The 17,190-nt window shown below is 57.1% G+C and carries 16 protein-coding genes; 4 read left to right on the top strand and 12 right to left on the bottom strand.

The annotated features are described in order from the left end of the window. Positions 1-491, top strand: a 491-nt coding sequence (locus KJ653_05910) for an agmatine deiminase family protein (GenBank protein MBU0685364.1), incomplete at its 5' end; no start/stop codon positions are given. A gap of 338 nt (positions 492-829) precedes the next feature. Here KJ653_05910 and KJ653_05905 read toward each other — a convergent pair. Next, on the bottom strand, positions 830-3,586 hold the full coding sequence (locus tag KJ653_05905; GenBank protein ID MBU0685363.1) for an ATP-binding protein: 2,757 nt from the start codon (positions 3,584-3,586) through the stop codon (positions 830-832). 157 nt (positions 3,587-3,743) lie between these two features. On the opposite strand from KJ653_05905, the gene KJ653_05900 reads away from it, so the two are divergent. Further along, complete coding sequence (locus KJ653_05900; GenBank protein ID MBU0685362.1) at positions 3,744-5,210, top strand: hypothetical protein; 1,467 nt, start codon at positions 3,744-3,746, stop codon at positions 5,208-5,210. Positions 5,211-5,247: 37 nt separating this feature from the next. Here KJ653_05900 and KJ653_05895 read toward each other — a convergent pair whose 3' ends face one another. The 3 genes from KJ653_05895 to KJ653_05885 all read right to left on the bottom strand — a co-directional run bounded on the left by KJ653_05895 (position 5,248) and on the right by KJ653_05885 (position 7,343). Further along, positions 5,248-6,540, bottom strand: coding sequence for an aminotransferase class V-fold PLP-dependent enzyme (locus tag KJ653_05895; GenBank protein MBU0685361.1), 1,293 nt, complete (start codon positions 6,538-6,540; stop codon positions 5,248-5,250). Between the two features lie 45 nt (positions 6,541-6,585). Continuing rightward, complete coding sequence (locus KJ653_05890) at positions 6,586-7,005, bottom strand: SHOCT domain-containing protein (protein MBU0685360.1); 420 nt, start codon at positions 7,003-7,005, stop codon at positions 6,586-6,588. 146 nt (positions 7,006-7,151) lie between these two features. Then, the gene (locus KJ653_05885) at positions 7,152-7,343 is read right to left on the bottom strand and encodes a 4Fe-4S binding protein (GenBank protein ID MBU0685359.1); all 192 of its coding nucleotides are present in this window, start codon (positions 7,341-7,343) and stop codon (positions 7,152-7,154) included. Positions 7,344-7,548: 205 nt separating this feature from the next. Here KJ653_05885 and KJ653_05880 point away from each other — a divergent pair, with 205 nt between their 5' ends. Further along, the gene (locus KJ653_05880; protein ID MBU0685358.1) at positions 7,549-7,788 is read left to right on the top strand and encodes a ferredoxin; all 240 of its coding nucleotides are present in this window, start codon (positions 7,549-7,551) and stop codon (positions 7,786-7,788) included. A 7-nt stretch (positions 7,789-7,795) separates the two neighbouring features. Here the strand turns inward: KJ653_05880 and KJ653_05875 are convergent, their stop codons facing one another. From KJ653_05875 to KJ653_05850, 6 genes are all read right to left on the bottom strand, one after another. Further along, complete coding sequence (locus tag KJ653_05875; GenBank protein ID MBU0685357.1) at positions 7,796-8,746, bottom strand: magnesium transporter CorA family protein; 951 nt, start codon at positions 8,744-8,746, stop codon at positions 7,796-7,798. Positions 8,747-8,834: 88 nt separating this feature from the next. Next, the gene (locus KJ653_05870) at positions 8,835-9,395 is read right to left on the bottom strand and encodes a nitroreductase family protein (protein ID MBU0685356.1); all 561 of its coding nucleotides are present in this window, start codon (positions 9,393-9,395) and stop codon (positions 8,835-8,837) included. A gap of 63 nt (positions 9,396-9,458) precedes the next feature. Further along, the gene (locus KJ653_05865; GenBank protein ID MBU0685355.1) at positions 9,459-10,256 is read right to left on the bottom strand and encodes a winged helix-turn-helix transcriptional regulator; all 798 of its coding nucleotides are present in this window, start codon (positions 10,254-10,256) and stop codon (positions 9,459-9,461) included. A 3-nt stretch (positions 10,257-10,259) separates the two neighbouring features. Further along, the gene (locus KJ653_05860; protein MBU0685354.1) at positions 10,260-11,516 is read right to left on the bottom strand and encodes a heme ABC transporter ATP-binding protein; all 1,257 of its coding nucleotides are present in this window, start codon (positions 11,514-11,516) and stop codon (positions 10,260-10,262) included. Further along, on the bottom strand, positions 11,516-12,595 hold the full coding sequence (locus KJ653_05855) for an iron chelate uptake ABC transporter family permease subunit (protein MBU0685353.1): 1,080 nt from the start codon (positions 12,593-12,595) through the stop codon (positions 11,516-11,518). The genes KJ653_05860 and KJ653_05855 overlap by 1 nt, the downstream gene beginning before the upstream one ends. A 13-nt stretch (positions 12,596-12,608) precedes the next feature. After that, the gene (locus KJ653_05850) at positions 12,609-13,544 is read right to left on the bottom strand and encodes a cobalamin-binding protein (GenBank protein ID MBU0685352.1); all 936 of its coding nucleotides are present in this window, start codon (positions 13,542-13,544) and stop codon (positions 12,609-12,611) included. 200 nt (positions 13,545-13,744) lie between these two features. Between KJ653_05850 and KJ653_05845 the strand changes: the two genes are divergently transcribed. Next, on the top strand, positions 13,745-14,800 hold the full coding sequence (locus KJ653_05845) for a transposase (GenBank protein ID MBU0685351.1): 1,056 nt from the start codon (positions 13,745-13,747) through the stop codon (positions 14,798-14,800). A 52-nt stretch (positions 14,801-14,852) separates the two neighbouring features. On the opposite strand, the gene KJ653_05840 is transcribed toward KJ653_05845, so the two are convergent. Then, positions 14,853-16,196 (bottom strand): aspartate aminotransferase family protein, encoded by a 1,344-nt coding sequence (locus tag KJ653_05840; protein MBU0685350.1) that lies wholly within the window; start codon positions 16,194-16,196, stop codon positions 14,853-14,855. A 170-nt stretch (positions 16,197-16,366) separates the two neighbouring features. Continuing rightward, a complete protein-coding gene (locus KJ653_05835) occupies positions 16,367-17,131 on the bottom strand; it encodes a PAC2 family protein (GenBank protein MBU0685349.1) in 765 nt (254 codons plus the stop codon). Between the last annotated feature and the right edge of the window lie 59 nt (positions 17,132-17,190).

Raw genomic sequence — 17,190 nt, 5'->3', positions numbered from 1 at the left:
GATCATTCCTCGGAGTGCGAAAGGTACTCTGGCTCAGACAAGGAATACACAAATCCATGATAGACGGTCACATCGATGGGATTGCCGCCTTCGTTCGTCCGTCCAAGGTGGTCCTAGCTTCGACAGAGAATGAATCTGACCCGAACCATGCAATCATGAGAGACAACCGGGATCGATTGGAGACGATGAGCGATGCCAGGGGGCGCTCAATTGAGATAATCGACTTCCCGATGCCGAAGCTGAGAGAGATTGCTGGGAATAGAATCGCTCCCTGCTATACGAACTTCTACATCGGGACTGGTGGGATTGTTGCTCCGACGTTTGGCGAACCTACTGACAGGACGGCTTTGGAGATCTTGGGAGGCCTCTTCCCGGACCACGAGGTCGTAGGAGTAAGGTCCGAGTATATCGGCGTGGGCGGAGGAGAAATCCACTGCATAACTCAGCAGATACCACGGGTCCCTGGTCAGGTACGGTTTTCGATGCACTAGAACTCATTCGAATGGGAGACGGCCAGGATTCCCCCAACTTGTTGACCAAGGTGATTCAACTCGCCACGCCTGCCTGAACACCGTTCTCCGATTGGATAAGAGCCGTACGACAAAGCATGTAGACAGCCTCCTACGACATTGGTGAATCTGTTCTCAAGAAAGCAAAACGAGATATGGTTTGAGAACGCCTTGGCGCAATTCCGCTTTGATTGAACCGAAATGGTAAATGTCTGGCTCGAGCGAGTCCAATGCTCGTCCGGTCCACACTCACGCATAGTCAAAGAGTCGACGCCCTAGTCAAGGGCGTCTCGACCTTACCACCAATCCGGGTACTGCACTCAAGTTGGTCGCTTCTTCACAGAATCCAGATTCTCGAGCGCGAGCTCGAGCGCATAATTGTTGTTGACGGTTTCGGCGTGGCGAGCTGCCTCTTGGTAGTGATTCGCGGCCTCGGGATCATTCCCTCTCTTCTCTTCCACTGTGCCCCGTCTCATATGAACCGCGATCAGGCCCTCGCTGTTACCAGTCGCCCGGAGAAGAACCTCCGCCTCGCCCAACGAATGTGCTGCAGAGTCAAGGTCGCCCGAATCCTCATGCACCAGAGCTCGAAGCAACTTCCCCTTGGCAACAGCATTTGAATCGCCCAATTCGTCCGCCATAGAAGTGTACCTGGCGAGCTCCCTCTGAGCCCCTTTCAGGTTTCCCGATCCGCGCATGAGGTCGATTAACGTTCCAGAGAGCGCGACGTCTCCCTTGTCGTGTCTTGGGGATTTCTGGAAAAGGCCTTTGCGACGCTTCAACTCCGGCCTCTCCAAGACCCTAGAGCAGAGCGCAATGCCCTCAGAGTATCTCCCCTGTTCGCCCAGTGACGCCGCACAGGCTGCCTGGAGCCTCTTGAACTCAACTATCTCCCCAGCTCGTCTGAAGGCCTCAGATGATTCGAGCAGCAGGTTCGTCGTGTCTCCGAGCTTGAGTTGCACCCTGTACAGTTCCGCCAGATTCTCCAGGCTCCTTGCCTCGCCTGCGTGGTCTCTTACGGCATGGGCCAGCTTGACCGATTCCTTGAGCCTCATCTCGGCGTCCCTGAGCCTCCCCTCGTCCCAATCGAGCATGGCGAGGTTGTTCATGCAAGCCGCCTGGGCGGGCCTGTCCTCTTCCATAGTAGCGAGCGACAAGGCCTTTGAATACGCATCCCTAGCCTTTGGGTAGTCCCCTCTCTTGCGATACACGCCGCCTATGTTCATCCACTCACGCGCCTGCCCCTCCTTGTCGCCTGATCCCTCGTAGAGGCGCAGGGCTTTCTCGTGTGCGGAAAGAGACTCAAACAATCGCTCAACCTGCGACTGCAGCTTGGCGACCGTTTCTAGGACGAGCGCCCTCTTGTCGGCATCGCCCTCTGCCGAAAGGAGAGAAAGGCTCTCCTCGAAATCAACGAGCGCCTGGTCAGCATGTCCTAGGGACTCTTGCAGCTGGCCGCGCATAAAGAGCAATTCAGCATAATCTCTTGGAGTGCTCGAGCCCCGCGGAATCCTGGAGACGAGCGAAAGCGTCTCCTCTGGGAACTCCTTCGCGAGCTCCTGAGCGTTCGATAGTGATATCAACCGTGCAAATTCCCAGTCGCCCGCCTCAACGGAGTGGTAAAGAGTCTCGAGCCTCCACTCGATATCGTGCCGACCTTCGCAGTACGTGGCTGCCCTGCGATGCAAGATCGCCTTTGCAGCCGCAGTCGGCCTCGACGAGAAGAACTCTCTCAGAAGGTCGTGAGTCCATATCCCGTCCTCTTGTTCCATCAGGAGGGCGCGCTGCCTCAGCCCAGACAAGACTGTGTAATCGACTTTGTCGATAGCCTCGAGCGGGACTGGGTGCCTGAAGATCGAGAGGAGCTCAAGGACGCCACGCTCCTGGTCTGAGATGGTCGAGTAGACTTCGCGCTCGATGAAGCTCGCAACATCGCCCTTCGACTCTCCGACAGTGCCTCTGGCCATCAGATTGATGAGCAGCGGATGGCCGTGGCTCGCATCTATCAAGCGCACGGTGTCGTGGGCATTCAAGCTCTGGGCCATCTTCCATGCGGAGTCCCTATCCAGGCCAGAAAGCTCGATCGCGAGGTTTCCTGAATCGGTCTTGGAGAAGAACGAAGGGGTCGAGCGGGACATGAGGAACAGCTTACTGGTCCTGGCCGTCCGAGCAGCCTCCAAGAGGACAGGGAAGATCGCCATCGACTGCTTCATGGGTTTCTGGACATCGTCCAGAAAGAGCATGAGTTCAACGCCTGAGAGGTCGTTCACGAGAGGAACGAAAAGCTCCGTGACTGGACCACCGCGCTTCGCGGCGGCTGCAACGTTGTTCCTACCAGTAGCAGTCAGGAAATCAATGAGCGCACTGACGAATGACGCTTCAGTGTCCCATTCGCGGAACGAGTACCAGAACATCGATCTCTTCCCGGACAGCTCATCGAACAGCTTCGACGCCAGCGTGCTCTTTCCTATCCCCGGCATGCCCCAGATCAGGATGACCCATGTGTCCTTTCCCGCGAGGGCGTTCGAGATGGTTTCTCGTTCAGCCTCCCGGCCGAAGAAGGATTCCACCCTAGGCCTTCCGTGCGCCCTGACTATGAACTCCGACGATGATGGAGCATCACGCGGTCTCTTCAGGTTCTCCAAAACGAGCACATCGTTCGACCGGGCTAGATCTATCATTTCAGTGAGGCTGGGGGTCATCCCGGCGAGAGAGGATGCTCGTCTAATAGCCTCCTCGAGCGGGAGCTCCTGAACCTTTCCATCATGCTCCAACACCACCGACCGCTTCGAGACATCCGCACGAATGGCCTGAGCGACCTGCCTGCCATTCTCAGTCAAGAAGTATGCTCTCCGTCTCCTCGGAGCGCCGCGGACATGAGCGAGCCTATCGGTCACCAGCCCCTCGCTCTGAAGGGACGACAACGCCCTCGATGCGTTGTGCACCTGTATCTGAAGCCTCTGAGCGATCCCCTCCTGGCTCGCAGCCATGGGGACTTCGGCATCATCCCTGAATCTGTCGAGGTCCGAGAGATGTAGCAGCAAGCGCTCGTTCTGAGAGACCACGAGACGCGCCATCGTCATCGTGTACGATTGACAGCCCTAATACTCCTTTCGGAAAGGGTATCATGCCGCCCCGAGAGCTGCAAAACAACTGCAAAAGGCCTGTCAGGCTTCAAATACTGTCCATTCGAGTTATTGCATCCATAGAAATCACAATCGGAGGCGAACAAGAATGATAGGTAGAACAACGACAGCTGCTGGCGCGGTGTTTGCGGTGCTCCTGATGCTGCTCGGGGTCTTCGCAATCCCGAGCTCAGTATCGGCAGCCCCGATCAAGCTCACCGACCAGCTCACCACGGACACTGGAACGATGACTGATCTCGGCGGCGGGAAGTACTTCTTCGTGAAGTTCGGAACGGATGCTGCATTCGGGATAGTCTGGGGTACTGATACGAACGTGAACAACGTCTACTTCGTCGCAATCAAGGCCCGGTACCTGGGCATGGCGCAGGTCTATGACAGGGAGGGAAAACTCGTGGTCGAGAACCAGACCATAAAGATCTACACGCTGTACGCGGTGAAACTCGATGACATGCTCGAGTTCAACGACTCCAACGACAACGGCGTGCTCCAGGGCCACCGGATATACCAGAACGGCAACTTCACGGGCAACTACTCACACACCGAGGCGATTTACAAGAAGGTAGACCTGAAGACAGCATGGGACCAGTCACCCGTGGTCTATGAGGAGACGGACGACTCTAAGACCTGGAGCTTCGACCTGACGGCGAACGGTCTGCCGTACGTGGCTTTGGACAACTACACGGGAGCGACGGGCGACGATAAGCTCAACAACCTCACGCTGACCTTCCACCTGGAGGCGAACATGATTCAAGTGGACAACGCGAGCCTTCCCCAATGGAGGATCACAGTCCAGAGAGGCATGATGGGCAACATGATGGGGTTCTACGATGCCCAGAGGCTTGAAGACGTCCTCGTTAGTGGGAAGATGATCACCTACCATGTGAAGTGGGATCAGTCCATCCAAGGTTGGGACTTCGATGCCGCGAACAGCAACCCATCTCTGCTGATGGAGTTCGGGGCAATCATCGGGAACTACATGCCGGCCGGAATGGCGAACTGGATGGGCTTGACAATGGTGGCCCGGATGAACGAGGCAGGGACAATGACCTGCAGGGACGCATCGGGCAACATCAATGTGGACGAAAGAACAGGGACATACAGCAGCCCGAGGACTCTCTCTCAACCCACCTTGACATTCGGCGGTGACAGAACCAGGATAGGCCAGTTTGAATGGGTTTCCAACGTGACGGTGGATGGCAACCAGGAGCAACTGCATGCGCAGATCATGGGCGGCGTCCCGTTCTGGGCAGTTGCGATGAACGGTGCAGTCTTCGCCGGATTCGGGGTCCTAGGCGGCATATCCTATCCGGGCGGTTCAATGATAGTCCACGACCCGACCTTCTCCGCTGATGCCCTGGTGGACATCGGCGGCCAGACCAAGACCTTCCCCGTCGGGCTGCTCGTAATAGGAGCATTGGCCATGACCATCGTGATAATCGCGGTGGTCGTGCTCGTGATGATGGAGAAGAAGCCGGGACAGAAGGTCCAGCAGAACTACGAGAAGACCATGAGCTCACAGCCGGGCGAGTGGGCCAAGTACTACAACAAGAAGTAGCTTGGACCCGCTCAAACCCCTTCCCTTTTCTTATTTCTCACTTCTTCTTCGCCGCTGAGAGCTCGTTCAACGCCTTGAGTAGCTTCAGGGCCTCTTCCTTCGTGTTGTAGTGCACGAAGGTGGCTCTAGCCATCGTCTTGGTGTCGTAGAGAGCAGGGACCCTGGAATAGTAGTCCTCGGCTCCTATTGCGATGGCATACTTGTCCCAGAGCACCTTCGAAAGCTCGTGGTCGTCGTAGCCATCCAGCTTGAAAGCGAAGGTCGGGTCCCTGCCTATCTTGGCCCGGATCTCGTGCGGGCCGAAGAGAGTCAGGCCTTCGATGTATCTCAGGCCCGGTAGCTTGCCGTAGCCGTCGAGCACGACCCTCGAGAGCTCCTTCTCGTACACCTCGATCTGCTCCATCGTCTCCCGGAGCCTCGCAGCCCTCTGTGGACCCGGCTTCGGCATGACCTTGGCCGTGGGATTGCCGAGCCACAGCAGGTAATCGATGACGCCCTTCACGGCTGCGAACATCGCCTGGTCCCTCGTGCCCAGCTCCCACTTCTCCGGTCCGTGCTTGGGAGACGGGTCCACCTTGTAAGGGTGCAGCTTCTCGATCCATTCTGGCTTCATGTACATGAAGCTCCCGTGCCTCGAGAACAGCTTGTAGCCTGAGAACACGAGCGCGTCGCATCCGATCTTCTTCACATCTGTCGGACCATGCGCAATGTGATGCACAGCGTCGACAACGAAGAGCGCACACACTTCGTTAGCGATCTTCCCGATCTCGATGAGGTCCGATCTCGAGCCCAGGACGTTGGAGGCGGCTGCGACGGTGACCACCTTTGTATCCTTGTTGACCAGCCCCTCTAGGTCCTCCAGGTCCAACACGCCGGTCTCAAGGTTGAACTTCGAGAACTTGAGCTCCTTTATCATACCCATCCCGCCGAGCTCGGCCCACGGGTTGATGTTCGCGAAGTGCTCGTAACCGGAGGCGACGATGTTCTCCTCGCCCTTTAGGTTCCGGCTCAGAGCATAGCTCAGGTTGAACAGGAGGCTCGTGCACGACTCGCCAGATATGATGTTTTCTGGTCCCTCGGCCCTGAGGAGGTCCGCGACGGCCTTCCTACCATCCGAGATGACATCCGCAGCGCCAACCGATTCCAGGAACACGTTGCCCACGTTCGCGCTCCAGTCGATCCTGGCGCGCGCCTCGGCCTCTGCGCTTCGCCTTGTAACGAGCGTTCCGGCGCCGTTGTCTAGAAATGCTCTCTTCCGGCCCTTCGGATCTGCTTCCGCTGCTGGGAACTCCCTACGGATCCTCTTCAAGAATCTGGAGTCAAATGACATGAGTAGGTGAACGTCGACCTAGTTGATAAGAATTAAGTCGGCGAATCACCGTTTCAGTATCTCGCTCTTCATCCTGTTGTACTCCTCGATCGAGATCTCGCCGGACGCCAGGCGTCTGTCCATGATGGACATTACATCGGTGGAAACCACTGGAAACGGGGGTACTGGTGGGTAGTATTGAACGGGATAAGGGACACATGATTGTGCCTGATGGCCTGGCCTGTCCGAAATCGCGACCAATACGATGATAAGGATAATGACTAGCAGTATGGCCCCCGGGATGGCCATCATGAGCCCCCAGCCGCCTCCCCACGAGCCCATCATCCCGAACCCGGAGTGGTTCCACCCAGCAATACCCATAGCTATGAACATAACCACGGGTACCACAACAATCAAGATCACCAGCAGAGTGACCATCGTCCTCATTGTCCTGTCCTCGTTTGAGCTGACCATTCGATTCGTCATGACCTCATGATTTAACGCCGTTATATAAGACCTCTATCCCTAACTGAGTAGGGGACATGATTCTGCCTGGACCTGAAGTGCAGAACTACCTGTTGCAGTTCTTGGAGGAACTGAGTAGAACCGTGAGCGGGCCGGCCACTCAACAATCACTGGCACGAATGGTGCTTGATCGCATTGACTGGGCAGGCCTCTTGGCATGCGCAGCATTGGATGCACTCATCGATGTTGGGGCATGTGGTTTTCCCGTTCACAACCTCGTAAACATTGGAAGGACAGACTGAGACGCACTGGCCGATCCCAGAACACTTGTCGTAGTCGACCTCGATAACGACACCGATCTTCTTGCTCTCCCACTTTCGCACGTCGGCCGTTTCGCAACCCCCCTAAGAGCGCACCCCGTGGAGCGGTAGAACATGCCTTAGCTTTTACTCCCAAATGTGCGCTAGTGAAGATTGGCTCAGGGGGAGCCTCAGGAGACAGGGGAAGAGCATAAGTCATTGGGGAGCTTACGAAGACACAGAATCCGATAGGAAGATGACTGAAATGGCTAAGTTCAAAGTGGATATCGTGAGGCCAGACTGTAGCGGGTGCGAGCTCTGCACGCAGACCTGCCCGGACTATTTCGAGATGGCGGCCGACGGCTTGGCCACCCTGAAGGGCGGGAAGAGGGTGGGGGACAACGACGAACTGGAGCTTGACGACGAGGCGTGCACCCGAGATGCTGCCGCAGACTGTCCGGTCAACTGCATACACCTGTACGAGAACGGGAACAAGGTACTCTGAGACACGCTCAGAGTATCTGCTTCCATCTGAAGAAGGCCCAGAGCCCGGCGACAGCCGCTACCGAGATCCCGACCACGAGCCAGAAGGCGAACAACGAGTCCTTGTCGAACGGAAGGGCCACGTTCATGCTGAACCAGCCTGCGATCATCATCGGAAGGATCAGGATCAAGCTGATCGTCGTCAGGGTCTTCATCACGGTTGAGAGGTTGTTTGCAAGTGTGGATTCGTACGCGTTCAACACATTGGACATGATCTCTCTGTAGATCGTGGTCATCTCATAGAGCTGGGCGACATCGTTCTCCAGGTCCTCCATCAAGTCCATCTTTTCCTTGGTCAGATGAAGATGCTTCGCTCTCGGGAGCATCGAGACCGCGTTCAGATTGGAAAGAAGGGCCGTGTTCACGAGGATCAAGCCGTTGCTGAGCGTGAAGGCGCTAGGGGCTACCTCTCCCCTCTTCGCGGTGAGGATCTTCTCCTGGATCGAGGCGATGCTGCGCTCCATCGGCCTGACGCGTCTCTCTATGTCCTTGTTGACCTTCCTGATGAGCGCCAGGAACAGGTCCTCCTTGTTGTCGATCCTCGGCTTGCGTTTGAGATCCGAGGTGATCTCCTGGTATGTGAACGTCGAGCCTATCCTGACGGTGACCACTCTGCCAGGAGTGAGGAATATGCCGATTGGCATCGTCTGGATCCTGTCGTTGTGATGGTCCCCATTCCTCTCCTCAGTCAGGACGCTCCTGAGGACCAGGAGGTCATAGGTCTCCTCATTCTCCACCCTGGACCGCTCGTTGGGGTCGAGGCAGTCCGCAACGTCCTGAAGGTCTATCTTGAACTCCTTGTGCAGGAGCTCCACCTCTTCCGGAGTGGGCGCGACGGCATCGATCCAGAGGGCGTCTTTCAGCCTCTTGGTCTCGATAGGGCTGAGTTCGCCCTCTGTTGCACAGTAGAGTCTGATCATGAAGAAGGCCTCCAGGGCCCTGACTGGGGAAGCCTATCGGTCTCATAAGGCTTTTGACTGGACACCTGAGGTTCTAGCAGGTGGGTATTTAACGGTAGGGGGCGCCCCACTTGTCGATGAAGAAATTCTCTCCTATGGGCTTCCTCTCCGGCCTAGTCAGTTCGTTGGCCTTCTGCTTGTCCGACAGTAGAGAGTCGTCGCCCCCAGGGTAGCCGACTATGACGAACGTTATGACGACGTACTCCTCGGGGATCCCCAGGATCGCTTTCGCCTTCAATGGGTCATATCCGGCGATCGGGTGCGCGACCAGTCCGAGCTCCGTCGCCCTGAGCTCGAGCTGACCTATGGCCAGACCGGTCGAGAACAGGAAGTAATCCCTTCTATCCGGGAGCTGGCAGTCGTCCACTGGTTTCGCGGACACGACCATGATCACGGGCACCCGGGTGGCCCAAACATTCCCCTTTGGGAGAGCGCCCTTGATCGCAGCCAGAGCCTCCTTGCCCTTGCAGATAACGATACGCCAAGGCTGGTTGTTGTTGCACGAGGCCGAGAATCTGACGGCTTCGACCAAGGCGTCAATCTTATCGTCCTCCACAGGCTTGTCCTGAAGCGCTCTTTTCGCTCGTCTGGCATGAATGGCTTCTACCACTTCCACAATTTCACCTTGGCGAGCAATCGGCCTAGGTGGATTTAGACTTGATTCCTTTTTTCGCTAGGCTTTGTACGATTTCCATTCTATCTCGTAGCCGCTCTCTCTCTTCAGGTCGGACACGGCCGCCAGGATCTGGTCGACGGAATCGCGCGTGCCGCAGAACACAACGTCGACGCCCTTGCTGAGCGCGCTCATTGAAGATTCCACTGGCGCATGGATCGTGAAGAACTCACCGCTCGTCTTCATGAGCAAGGCAGCGCCTGTCGCATCACCAGCGACGAGCAGACCGGGGGAGAGCTCCTCTATCTTGTCCCTGACCCTATCGACACTAGCATTCTTGGAGCCGCCGCTCTCCTCAGACGGCGTCTCCACGATCAGGAGCTTCCCGAGCTCGAGATCCACGATACCCTCCAACCGACTCACAAGGACATCGTCTCCCTCATCGGCATCCTCTATTGCCTTCCCTGTGGATGCCGCCTCCCTGTCTGGAAAGGCCATTAGCATGCCGTCCTCCATGATCAAACCGACCGACTGGTCCTTCCTGATCTTCTTCCCCGCAATCGCGACGCATCTGTCGATCACGCTTATCCGTCTGAGGACCGCATCGACTTGCTCCTTCAGGGAGGTGAAGTGTTCCTGGGCGATCTGCATGCCCTTCCTGGTGGGTCTGAGGATGCCTCGCTGTTCCTTGAGCAATCCTTCCCGTTTCATAGAAGAGATGTACTGGCTTACCGCCTGCACGGTGACGTGTAGCCGGTTGGCTATCTCCTTCATCCTTATCGACGGGGACTTCAGCACTTCAACCAGGATCAGGAGTTCGGTGTTCCGTTTCAGGTCGCGCAGCGGTTGGCCGTTCATGGCTCATCCTCCTCTCTTCGCCAGCTTTGAGAGGAGCTCCTCCATATCGGCAACGACAGTGGCTCCCGAGCTAATCAATCCCTTGATGAGCGCATCGGCCCTTCCGTCGACGAAGTCCACTGATAGGGCTCCTTCATGATGCATCAGGAATACCTTCTTGCCGGACCGCAGAGCATGAGTTGCGGCCTCGAGGTTCCTTATGTTTCCCGGGCCAACTGGGAAGGGCGACACAACGACAGCTATCGATTCATCGATAAGGGCCAGGTTCTCTGCGTGATTCTCGGGGCTGATGGGGGCAAAGGGGACCTCGGCCACCACTGGGATATGCATGTCCTTCGCGTTCTCATAGTCAGAATCGAGGACGTTGAGAACGCCTGCAGAAAGGGAGTAACCACCATCGTGCAGAGACTTCATTATGACCCCGCCCGTCCCTCCTCCGCACAGAAGATGCACCCTAGTCCCGTGCTTGTGAATCGTGATTGTCGGTGAATGAGGCATGATGTAGACTGCCTGGGTCAAGGGATCCCTCCTGACCGATACATCGACTCCGTAGACGCTCTGAATCGTCTCCGCAGTCAGGACCTCCTTGGGACCACCTATCGCCTCCAGCCTGCCTTGGCTGAGGAGAGCTATCCGGTCACAGTACCGAGCGGCGAGGTTGACATCGTGAAGAACAGCGATCGTGGTGATCCCCTCCTCTCTGTTCAGGGTTTTGAGTAGATCCATGATCTCGATCTGCCCGCTTATGTCGAGATATACCGTGGGCTCGTCCAGCAAGAGCACCTTGGGCTTCTGCGCAATCGCTCTTGCGATTATCACCCTTTGTCTCTCGCCGCCGCTGAGCTCAGAGAAGATGCGCTTCGCGAACTGAAGGGTGTTGGTCCTCTTCATCGACTGTCGGACGATGTCAACGTCCCGCCTGGTTTCTCCAGACAGCCTGCTTCCGATGTGCGGTATCCTACCCATCATCACGATGTCGTGAACGGTGAATGGGAAATCGGTGGCCGAGCTCTGCGGCACGACCGCAAAGGTCTTCGCCATATCGGCCGGAGTGAAGCCGTTCAGGGGCTTCGATTCAACGAGTATCATGTCGTTCTCCGACGGCAGGAACTTGGTGATGCACCTCAAGAGCGTCGTCTTCCCAGACCCGTTCGGGCCCATGATGCCTATGAACTCTCCAGGCGCGACCTTGAACGTGACTTTCTTCAATACCTGGACATCTCCGAACGAGAACGATAGCTCTCTGACTGCCAGAGACATCACCGCTCACGCCCCATGCTGTTTCTGCGGAGCAGGTACAGGAAGAAAGGTCCGCCGCAGAGCGCGGTGATGATTCCCACAGGCAGCTCCGTCGGCGCCACAGCCGTCCGAGCTAGCATGTCCGCCGCTATGAGGAAGATCGCCCCGGCTAGAGTGGCAGCGGGCACCAGGGTCCTATGGTTCGACCCGACAATCAATCTCGATATGTGCGGTATTATCAGGCCGACAAAACCTATGACTCCGACGAACGCCACTGCGGCGGCAGCCATCAGCGCCGACACGAATAGCATCAACTTCTTCAGGAACTCGGGGTTGGCGCCGAGATTGTGCGCGGTCTCCTCGCCCAGCAACAACGCGTCCAGATCTCTGCCGTAGAGGAAGACGACAACAGCTCCAGCAATCACCGGGAACACAAGGATCTGCACAATGTCCCAGCTCGCAAGAGTAAGGCTCCCAAGGAGCCAGAAGATCAGCTGGTGATACTGCAGTCTCGCGAAGTATATCAGGAATGAGACTATCGCTCCGAGGAAGGCCGCGACCGCCACCCCAGAGAGAAGCAGGGAATCGACATAGACCTTGCCTCTCACAGAGCCGAGCGCATAGACAGAAAAGGCGGCGACAACCGCCGACACGAATGCGAACATCGGGGCGGCGAGGATTCCAAGCACCGCTCCCAGTCCCAGCATCCCTGCGACCGTGGCGCCAACGGCAGCTCCGGATGAGACCCCGATCACGAAGGGATCGGCCATCGAGTTCCTGAAAATCGCTTGCATCGCAGTGCCCGAGCACGCGAGGGCGGCTCCGACCAACCCCGCCAAGAGAACTCTTGGCATCCTCACATTCCAAAAAACCCAGTGATATTTGGAATTGGTGAAGATCCCCTTCACCGCTTCTGAAAACGTGATCTTCTCTGGGATCCCCGGGCCTATCGGGCCGAGCGTGCCCACCAGTATGGCTATGAAAGCTGTTATGACGAGGAGAGCGCCCAGCGCGCATATGATAAGGAATCGCTTGCCCCTCAAGCGCGTGGGAGCCTGCCCGTCATCGGTGGGCAACCCGGTTCCGATCAGTGCGACCACCTTCGGCTCTGACTCAGGTGAAAAGCTCTGGGTGTATTATCTCCGCAAGCTGTTCCAGGCCATCCACGACCCTCGGTCCGTACCTGCTCATGAGGTTGTCATCCAGCGAGTAGATCTTGTCGTGCGACACGGCATAGATGCTGTCCCAATGCGCCCTAGCTGCAAAGTCGGCAGCGACCGTTGTGGTCATGGGACCCACAGTGTAGACAATGATCTCTGGGTTCTGCGCGATGATGAACTCAGGTGTGAGCTCAGGGTATTCGTTGCTCGCGTTGGAAGCTATGTTGGTGCCACCGGCCAACCTTATCAAGTCGTCTCCGAATGAGCCTGGCCCGTATGTCCAGAGTGGGTAGTACTCGATGTAGGTCCTGGGTTTCTCGACGCCGACGGCGAGGGTCTTGTTCGTAACTGCATTGACCCTTGCCTGCAGACTGGCGACCGCGGACTCGGCCTCGAGCGAATGACCGGTCAGACTTCCCGCGAGTCTCAGGTCCTTGATCACGTCCTCCATCGTCCTTGCCGCGAATATGAAGTAAGGGATCCCCTGCGCTTCCAGTTGGTCCAGCTGAAGCCTCGGAACGAGGTCGCTGCAGACGATCAGATCAGGCTTGAGGCTCATGATGACCTCGATGTTGAGAGTGTACGAGCCTATCTGCGGGAGGCTCTTGACCTCCGCGGGATAGTCGCTGTAGTTGTCGACCCCGACAACATGTGCGCCGGCGCCTACAGCGAACAGTATCTCGGTGGGAGATGGAGCGGCGGAGACGATCCTCTGCGGGACGCCTTTTAGCTCCACGGTCCTTCCGTAGTCGTCGACGATGCTCAGTATGACCTTCTTCTGCGCCCCGCCCAGGACATACCCGGCCGAGAACCCTATCACGGATGATGCGACTATCGCAATTACCATCCAGACCTTCCAATCAAACGCGCTTCCTGTCTTAGATGCCATGTCAGTTCTCTCCTTTTTACGCTCCCGGGCGCGCGCACATATGGCGGGTGCCAAGGGCGTTTTCTGCCTTAAAGCACACTTGAAATACTGAAAGCCTATTTGATACTTTGCACGGAGATGCTCTGTAGAAACCCTATGAAAAGCGACATCCCGGAAAGGTAGAAACGTCGGCACAGCATGGCCCCTTCCAGGAGCCAGCCATGATCTTCTTGCGGGATCACTGGCTCCTAGGATGGGATGGCCCTGTGCCGTGGGATGGGAAGAAAGCGAACCAGCATAAACTGGTTCGCATCGTTCGTCGTCAGAAGAGGGTTTTGAAGAGGGCTCGATACCCTCTTCGAGGATCGAAGTACGCGAATCACGTGTACACGGACCACCAGCATGTGGTCCTGCTGGCGCTCCGCCAGCATTTCAGGAAGTCGTACAGGGATTTCTGTGAGGTCCTCGAGGTCTGCACCGAGATCCTCGAAGAGCTTGGGCTGAGGAAGGTGCCTCATTGGACGACGCTGCACAAGTTCTCGAAGAGGGCGGAGACGAGGAGGCTGGAGCGCCTCCTCCTTGCGTTCTTGGAGGAGGCGAGGGTCAGGGTTCTCTATCTAGCGGTCGACTCGACGGGGTTCAGCTCGACGTCCGCGAGCACGTACTACACCCGCGTTCTCGAGTTCAGGAAAAGCGCTCTGGGAGGACACAGGCGAGGTGTCCCGACGCGTCGTTTCTTGAAGCAGACCGCGGTCGTGGAGACGAGGAAGCAGCTCATAGTTGCTGTGAAGTTCAGGCGAGGTCCGTCGAACGACTCGCCGGACTTCATCTGGACTCTTAAGAAGGTCCGGCCAGCCGGGCTTCCAGTGAAGCTGATCGTCGCCGACAAAGGCTACGACGCGGAATCGAACCACGAGTACGCCCAGGACATCCTGGGCGCGAGGACGGCGATACCCGTGCGCGCGGCATCGCGTCCGAAGATTAAGATGAGGGGAAAGCGGCGGAGGAGACAGAGGAGGGACTTCGATCAGAAGGGATACGACGGCCACCGGCCGAAGGTGGAGACGGTGTTCTCGGTGGAGAAGCGGAAGATGGGGTCGCATGTGCTGGCTCGCGTCCCGAGCCAGCAGCATAAGGAGCTCGTGTTCCGGGCATTTTCATACAACTCGGGGAGGATGGAGACTCTCTTTTTGCTCTTCATCGAGGATTTCTACAAAGCACACGGAGAGAACGGTCATTCAATGGAGCCGGCACTGCATCTAGCGTTCGACCATTGAAAGAATGAAAGGGGACTTAAGTGGTTTCGCGGCCGTCAGGCCTTGTGACAGATCAAGGTGACTTCGTCACTTCCTCGATGCTGGCCTCGAGGATATCCATGGCCTGCTCGAGAATGTCATCCGGCATGATCATCGACGGATGCATCCTGATCACATTGCCGAACGTGCCGCAGCTCAGGAGCACCATACCCTTCTTGAGGGCGGCTGCGCCGATGGCCTTCGTCTCCTTGGCAGCAGGCTCCTTGGTCTTCGGATCGCTGACGAGCTCGATTGCCATCATCGCGCCCATTCCCCTGATATCGCCGATGATGGGGAACCTGGACTGCATGTCGTTGAGCCTCTTAGTGATATACGCGTTCACCCTCGGGACGTTCTTCAGGTTCTTCTCTATGATGTCGAACTGCGCCAGCGCCGCAGCGCATCCCACGGGATTGCCTCCGAAAGTGCCGCCCAGGCCTCCGACCTGCGGGGCATCCATTATCTCCGGCCTGCCGGTCGTTGCAGAGATAGGGAACCCGCCTCCAATGCCCTTGCCCGTGACAAGGATGTCCGGCTCCACGCCCGACCAGTGCTGTATCGCCCACATCTTCCCAGTCCTTCCAGCGCCAGTCTGGATCTCGTCATCGACATAGACCACGCCGTGCTTCTTGCATATCTTCGTGACCTTGGCGTAGAACTCCTTCGGGGGAACGATGAACCCGCCTTCGCCAGCGATCGGTTCACCGATGATGGCGGCGACCTTGCCCTGGAACTGCGGGCTCGACCAGACCTCGTCGATCTTGTCCGCGCATGCGACGCCACATCCAGGATACTCCATCTTGAACGGGCATCTGTAACAGTAGGCGAACTCCACCTTGTATGTCTCAGGAAGCGGGCCGAACCCGGCCTTGTATGGCATCTCCTTCGACGTCAGCGCCATGGCCATCATCGTCCTTCCATGGAACGCATGAACGAATGAGAATGCCGCAGGCTTCTTCGTATAGTGTCTTGAGATCTTGATAGAGTTCTCGACCGCCTCGGCGCCAGAGTTGTACAGGACCGATTTCGACAGGCCCGGGTGAGGCGCAATGTTGGCAAGCTTCTCGCACAGTCTCAGATAGTTCTCATATGGAGTCACCTGAAAACAGACATGGAGGAACTGGTCCGCCTGCTTCTTCACCGCGGCAACGACCTCTTTCGGCCTGTTGCCGACGTTCAGAACGCCGATCCCGCTGCCCATGTCGATGAACGAGTTGCCATCGACATCGTAGAACAGAGAGCCCTCGGCCTTCTCGATGTAGATCGGTGCAACGATCCCCACCGCCTTCGACAGATACTTCTCCCTCAACTTGCCGAGCTCGACGGACTTCGGTCCGGGGACCTCGGCCGTCCTTATTGAAGCCTTTTCCGCTGTCATGTTGATACCTCGAAGTTCATGCTAACAAATGCGCTTTCATTCGTGCATAGTTGAAACTATAGATATTCCTTTCGAAGGGACTTCGGGTGGTCTGAGAGCGAAACTCCCACATTCAACGGCTTTCGGTTGCACAACATTCAACGTTCGCCAGCCGCCTGCCCAAGAGCCGCTCAGCCGTAGCTCACTTGGACTTCCGGGCCTCTGCTCTTCCGAGCAGTTTCCTTGTGCAGCACTTTCAGCTGGGCCTCCAGCCTCTCCGCCTCTTTGCACAGCGGTTCCACGTTGAGATTGAGATGAAGCACCATCTGGTCGATTGCCGACAGTATGAGAGCTGCTGCCCTTGCATCTGCGGCATCAGGGCGGGCCTCTGCGAGGAGCGTGATGACGTCCATCCCGCGACGCTTGCCCTCGTTGAGCAGCACTCCTGCGGTCCCTGAGATGACGCCCTCCAAGAAGGGCTCAGCGTCTGCCTCGAGGAGCAGCTTCTGGGCGGCCTGAGTGCTACCTATCCCGTATACGGCTATCTCGCCCTTCTCGTCTTCCGCGTCTTCGTCCCTCTCCACGATCAGGCCGCCGGATGAGATTATGAGCTTGCACTTCTGCTGGGTTCCGAAATCGATTATCGCGGTTCCGATGTCCCTGAGAAGGTTCGCTGAAGGCTGGAGCTCCGTCGAGAATACGACCACCTGTTGCTCACCAGGCTTAATCTCCGATCTTGCATAGACCCTCGCAGGGCCCAGTGGCTCGCCGTTCCTGATCAGGGACAGCGTCGGGAACGAATCGGAATCCATGACTGCGACGTACTCCAGCTTCAGGAGGGCGATGAGGTAGTTCGCGACGATCGAGCTGACAAGGCCGATGCTCGGGAATCCGTCTATTATGACAGCGTTCCGAAGATCCATTCTCTTGAGCTCGACTATTTCCACGTTGGCCATTGGACACCTGAATATGATTGCAGCTTATAGACGTTGAGAAGAGAATCGCAGCCAACTGT

It is taken from the genome of Candidatus Thermoplasmatota archaeon, assembly GCA_018814355.1.
Lineage (GTDB): Archaea > Thermoplasmatota > Thermoplasmata > UBA10834 > UBA10834 > COMBO-56-21.
Note: the sequence above shows the minus strand (reverse complement) of the source record. Positions and strands in the feature narration are given on the sequence as shown.

Bases quoted from the DNA above. Each gene is read 5' to 3' on its own strand.
- KJ653_05905 (MBU0685363.1), bottom strand. From the start codon at position 3,586: ATGGCGCGTCTCGTGGTCTCTCAGAACGAGCGCTTGCTGCTACATCTC.
- KJ653_05900 (MBU0685362.1), top strand. From the start codon at position 3,744: ATGATAGGTAGAACAACGACAGCTGCTGGCGCGGTGTTTGCGGTGCTC.
- KJ653_05895 (MBU0685361.1), bottom strand. From the start codon at position 6,540: ATGTCATTTGACTCCAGATTCTTGAAGAGGATCCGTAGGGAGTTCCCA.
- KJ653_05890 (MBU0685360.1), bottom strand. From the start codon at position 7,005: ATGACGAATCGAATGGTCAGCTCAAACGAGGACAGGACAATGAGGACG.
- KJ653_05880 (MBU0685358.1), top strand. From the start codon at position 7,549: ATGGCTAAGTTCAAAGTGGATATCGTGAGGCCAGACTGTAGCGGGTGC.
- KJ653_05875 (MBU0685357.1), bottom strand. From the start codon at position 8,746: ATGATCAGACTCTACTGTGCAACAGAGGGCGAACTCAGCCCTATCGAG.
- KJ653_05865 (MBU0685355.1), bottom strand. From the start codon at position 10,256: ATGAACGGCCAACCGCTGCGCGACCTGAAACGGAACACCGAACTCCTG.
- KJ653_05860 (MBU0685354.1), bottom strand. From the start codon at position 11,516: ATGTCTCTGGCAGTCAGAGAGCTATCGTTCTCGTTCGGAGATGTCCAG.
- KJ653_05850 (MBU0685352.1), bottom strand. From the start codon at position 13,544: ATGGCATCTAAGACAGGAAGCGCGTTTGATTGGAAGGTCTGGATGGTA.
- KJ653_05845 (MBU0685351.1), top strand. From the start codon at position 13,745: ATGATCTTCTTGCGGGATCACTGGCTCCTAGGATGGGATGGCCCTGTG.
- KJ653_05840 (MBU0685350.1), bottom strand. From the start codon at position 16,196: ATGACAGCGGAAAAGGCTTCAATAAGGACGGCCGAGGTCCCCGGACCG.
- KJ653_05835 (MBU0685349.1), bottom strand. From the start codon at position 17,131: ATGGCCAACGTGGAAATAGTCGAGCTCAAGAGAATGGATCTTCGGAAC.